General features: G+C 68.6%; 4 protein-coding genes and 1 pseudogene. 3 read left to right on the top strand and 2 right to left on the bottom strand.

Annotated elements, in window-relative coordinates; all coding sequences use genetic code 11:
- The 3 genes and pseudogenes from GXZ33_RS10230 to crgA all read left to right on the top strand — a co-directional run.
- A pseudogene (locus tag GXZ33_RS10230) lies at positions 1-444 on the top strand (hypothetical protein); the annotation flags it as partial.
- Positions 444-2,396 carry a Stk1 family PASTA domain-containing Ser/Thr kinase gene (gene pknB, locus GXZ33_RS10225; RefSeq protein ID WP_291340931.1) on the top strand — a complete coding sequence of 651 codons (1,953 nt, stop codon included), beginning with the start codon at positions 444-446 and terminating at the stop codon, positions 2,394-2,396. The pseudogene GXZ33_RS10230 and the gene pknB, both read left to right, overlap by 1 nt.
- A 63-nt stretch (positions 2,397-2,459) precedes the next feature.
- Positions 2,460-2,726: a cell division protein CrgA gene (gene crgA / locus GXZ33_RS10220; RefSeq protein WP_291340930.1), complete on the top strand. Its 267-nt coding sequence runs from the start codon at positions 2,460-2,462 to the stop codon at positions 2,724-2,726.
- A 716-nt stretch (positions 2,727-3,442) separates the two neighbouring features.
- On the opposite strand, the gene GXZ33_RS10215 is transcribed toward crgA, so the two are convergent.
- Positions 3,443-4,090: a rhomboid family intramembrane serine protease gene (locus GXZ33_RS10215; RefSeq protein WP_291340929.1), complete on the bottom strand. Its 648-nt coding sequence runs from the start codon at positions 4,088-4,090 to the stop codon at positions 3,443-3,445.
- Positions 4,091-4,165: 75 nt separating this feature from the next.
- Positions 4,166-4,525, bottom strand: a 360-nt coding sequence (locus GXZ33_RS10210; protein WP_291340928.1) for a peptidylprolyl isomerase, incomplete at its 5' end; no start/stop codon positions are given.

The following is a 4,525-nucleotide window of genomic DNA, read 5'->3' as shown; positions in this document are numbered from 1 at the left end:
GCCCCCCGCCGCAGCGGCGGCGGTTTCGGCACCGGGCTGCTCCTCGCGCTGCTCATCGCGACGCTGCTCGGCGGCGGCATGTACCTCGCCTGGCAGGCCGGCCTCTTCGAGGGCGGCACCGCCGGGGACGATCCGAGCACCACCCCGACGACCACGCAGGAAGTCATCACCGAGTGGGTCACGCCCTCGCCGGAGCCGGAGCCCACTCCGACCCCGACCACGCAGGAAACCGTCACCGAGACGGTCACCCCCACCGAGGAGTCCCCCACCACCGAACCGGAGCCGACCCCGGAGCCGACCCCGCCCACGCAGCCGACCGCGCCACCCACGACACCGCCGCCGCCGGCGACCACCGCGCCCCCGGTGGACCCCGGTGACGGAATCCCCGGCGACCTCGCTCCACTTCTGGATACGCTGGGGAATCTGACCAACGGAGGTAACTGATGACGCTGCTCGGTGGCCGCTACCAGCTGGCCGAGGTGATCGGCACCGGTGGCATGTCCGAGGTGTTCGCCGCCGAGGACACGCTGCTGGGCCGGGGCGTCGCCGTGAAGCGGCTCCGCCTCGAGCTGGCCCGTGACGTCAACTTCCGGGAGCGTTTCCGCCGCGAGGCGCAGAACTCCGGCAAGCTCAACCACCCGGCGATCGTGGCGGTGTTCGACACCGGTGAGACCACCATGGACGGCGTGACCGTGCCGTACATCGTCATGGAGCGGGTCCACGGCCGGACGCTGCGGGACTTCGTCCGCGAGGAGGGGCAGCTGAGCCCGTCCCGCGCCGCTGAGCTGCTCATCCCCGTCGCGGAGGCGCTGCAGGCCAGCCACGACGCGGGCATCATCCACCGCGACGTCAAGCCGGCGAACATCATGATCACCAACACCGGCGAGGTGAAGGTGATGGACTTCGGCATCGCCCGCGCGCTCGACGACTCGACCTCCGCGATGACGCAGACCTCCGCCGTCATCGGCACGGCGCAGTACCTCTCCCCGGAGCAGGCGCGCGGCAAGGCCGCGGACGCCCGCTCGGACGTCTACGCCCTCGGCTGCGTCCTCTACGAGACGGTCACCGGCCGCCCGCCCTTCGAGGGCGAGACGCCCTTCGCCGTCGCCTACCAGCATGTGCAGGAGGATCCGGAGGCCCCCTCCTCACTTATCGACGCCCTCTCCCCCACCGCCGCCGTCAACGTCGACGCCGTGGTGCTCACCGCCATGGCCAAGCACCCGGCGGACCGTTACCAGTCCGCCCTCGCCATGCGCGATGACCTGCGTAAACTGGCCCGCGACGCGGTGACCGACGCCGCCCGCCACTACATCGCCGAGGAGCAGCCCCCGGCGGACGACACCCCCACCACCGTGACGGCGCGGGTGTCGGACGAGGAGCCGCAGAGAAGCAACCGGTGGATGGTGTGGCTCGCCGCCGTGCTGGCCGTCCTGTCCCTGGGCCTCGGCGGCGTCTTCGTGTGGGACACGCTGCGCGGCCCCGAGGACAACGCCTCCCGCCAGCTGGTCTCCGTGCCGGACGTCACCGGCCTGCCGCGCCAGGACGCGACCGCCCGCCTCGAGGCACTCGAGCTGCGTGTCGACGTCAACGAGGAACCCTCCCCCGACATCCCCCGCGGCACCGTCATCCGCACGAACCCGACCGCCGGCTCCCAGCTGCAGAAGGGCACGTCCGTGACCCTGACCGTCTCCAGCGGCCGCGAGATCACCGACGTCCCGGATGTCACCGACATGACCCCGCAGGAGGCCGCCGACGCCCTCGCCGAGGTCGACCTCCTCCTCGAGCAGCAGGTCAACGAGGACACCTCCGAGACCGTCACCGCCGGCCGCATCATGAGCCAGAGCCCGCCCGCGGGCGCCCAGATCTCCAAGGGCTCCCGCGTGAGCATCACCGTCTCCACCGGCCCCGCCCTCGTCCGCATCCCCGCGCTGTCCGGCATGCAGGTCGAACAGGCCGAAGCCACCCTGAGCAGCCTCGGATTCATCCCGCAGGTCACCGTCCTCGACTCCGCCGAACCCGAGGGCCGCGTCCTCCGCGTGGAGAACGAAGGCGCCCAGGCCCGCCGCGGCGACACCGTCGTCCTGGAGGTGTCCAACGGCATGATCATCACCCTGCCCGACGTCACCCGTCTCAACGAGTCCCGGGCCCGCGAGGTCCTCCGCGACGCCGGCCACACCGGCGCCGTCCGCATCGGCGAACCCGTCTCCACCGGCGCCCTCGTCGACTCCAACCTCACCGCCGCGACCGTCCCCATCGGCGGCACCCAGATCCGCAAGGACGCCGAAATCACCCTGCGCCTCTGGAAGTTCGACGTCGGTGTCTTCCTCCCCGAGACCCAGCCCGCCCCGGCGGATCCGCCGCCGGGCCCGCTCGACGGACTGCTCGGCCGCCGCTGACCCTCCCGCTGCTACTCTTAGACCCACTGAACCGCCGGTACCCACACTGAAAGGCCCGTGACAATGCCCAAGGCAAAGATCACCAAGAACACCATCCCCGCCTCCACCTCCAGCGCGAACCGCACCCCGGTCAAGATCAACACCGGCGGCACCCCGCTTTGGTACAAGATCATCATGTTCGGCTTCATGCTGGCGGGCCTGGGCTGGCTGATCGTCAACTACCTGGTGGGCCCCCAGATCCCGTTCATGGTCGAGCTGGGTGCCTGGAACTACGGCATCGGTTTCGGACTGTTCGTCCTCGGTCTCCTGATGACGATGGGTTGGCGCTGACGCCCCCTCACGTCTGCCCGGCGGGTTTCCAGCCCCGACTGCCCCTTGTGCGGCGGTCGGGGCTTTTTCGTGCCCGCCCCGTCCCCCAAGCGCGGATTCACATGTTCGGGACAGGAGCCCTCTCGAACGTGCCAGTGCCGTCGGTGTGCCCTCTCGGGGATGTGGATCCGTACTTGTGATTCGCGACCGGCAGGCTCACGCCCGCCCCGCCCATCTCCCCTCATCCCCCCCCACTCGTCCCCCAAGCTCGGATTCACATGTTCGGGACAGGAGCTCTCTCGAACGTGCCAGTGCCATCGGCGCGCCCTCTCGGGGATGTGAATCCGCCTGTGGGATTCGCCGCTGCGAAACAGACCGCCCGGGGACAGGCGGGACAGTTGTGATTATTGTGCACGGAACACCGGGTTATCCCCAGTTATCCACAGACCGAACGAGGATTCCACCGGGTTATCCACCGGTGAACGGGAGATGAATCCATCCACAGGAGTTATCCACACTGTGGATAGTTACATGGATGTGATTACTCGAAAATCACACGTTTTCCATCGAATCACAGGCCTGCAAGCACGCGATTCCCCTGAACATTCGAACATTTGCGCAGGTGGGGAAAACTGTCCACATAGTTATCCACAGGCTGGGGACAACTCGGGAAAGGAGAGATTCTTCACATTCTCCACAGATCTATCCCCAGCCTGTGGATAACTTCGAATCACACGTTAGACAAGCGCCACAGCGACGACTGCCGCCGCCAGAACCGCCAGGACCCCCGCCCAGCGGACCCGCACATCCGGGTGCACGAAGAAGAACAGCATGGCGGCCCCCGTGAGCAGGCCACCCATGTGCCCCCACAGCGACACCGAGGGGGCCGTGAAGGTGTAGATGACGTTGACGCCGATGAACACCAGCGGCGCGCGCAGGTCCCCGCCCGTCACGCGTGCCACTCCGAGGAGCAGCATCATGAGTGCGAACAGCGCTCCCGAGGCTCCGGCGGTGGGTTGGGCCCAGTCCATCCACAGGACGGTCGCCGACGCGCCCACCGCCCCCGTGAGGAACGCCGCGACATACAGGGCTGTGCCGGCGAAACGCTCGATCTCCCGGCCGATGAGCATGAGGAGGAACCCGTTGATGGCCACGTGGCCCAGGTCGATGTGCAGGAACGCCGCCCCGAGGGCCCGCAGGCGGTCCAGGCCGCCGGAGGAGACCTCCGGGCCGTAGAGGAGCCAGGCGTCGCCGAGGGAGGAGGCGGAGAGGTTGTTCATCAGGGAACGGGACTGCACGGCGGTGATGACGTACACCACGAGAGCCAGGGCGGTGAAGACGGTGGTGGCGGGCGCCTGATCCCACCAACGGCGCAGTGTGAGCATGGTGAGGACTCCTGGAATGAGGAAGGCCCGCGGGACGTCGGTAAGCGACGCCGCGGGCCAGGGTGGAGCAGAGACTTAGGCGATGGTGACGGACTCGATCATGACCGGGTCGACCGGGCGGTCCATGCGGTCGGTGGCGGTGGAGGCGATCGCGTCGACGACCTTCTGGGACTCCGCGTCAACGACCTCACCGAAGATGGTGTGGCGGTTGTTCAGGTGCGGGGTCGGGCCCACGGTGATGAAGAACTGGGAGCCGTTGGTGCCCGGGCCGGCGTTGGCCATGGCCAGCAGGTACGGACGGTCGAAGCGGAGCTCCGGGTGGAACTCGTCGGCGAACATGTAGCCCGGGCCGCCACGGCCGGTGCCGGTCGGGTCGCCGCCCTGGATCATGAAGCCGTCGATGACGCGGTGGAACACGGCGCCGTCGTAGAACGG

This window comes from Corynebacterium sp. (genome assembly GCF_012838985.1).
Classification (GTDB): domain Bacteria; phylum Actinomycetota; class Actinomycetes; order Mycobacteriales; family Mycobacteriaceae; genus Corynebacterium.
The sequence above is the reverse complement of the archived record's forward strand: the minus strand, read 5'-3'. Positions and strand labels throughout refer to the sequence as shown.

What these genes read in the sequence shown, in the direction of transcription:
- pknB (WP_291340931.1), top strand. Translation starts at nt 444, where the DNA reads ATGACGCTGCTCGGTGGCCGCTACCAGCTGGCCGAGGTGATCGGCACC.
- crgA (WP_291340930.1), top strand. Translation starts at nt 2,460, where the DNA reads ATGCCCAAGGCAAAGATCACCAAGAACACCATCCCCGCCTCCACCTCC.
- GXZ33_RS10215 (WP_291340929.1), bottom strand. Translation starts at nt 4,090, where the DNA reads ATGCTCACACTGCGCCGTTGGTGGGATCAGGCGCCCGCCACCACCGTC.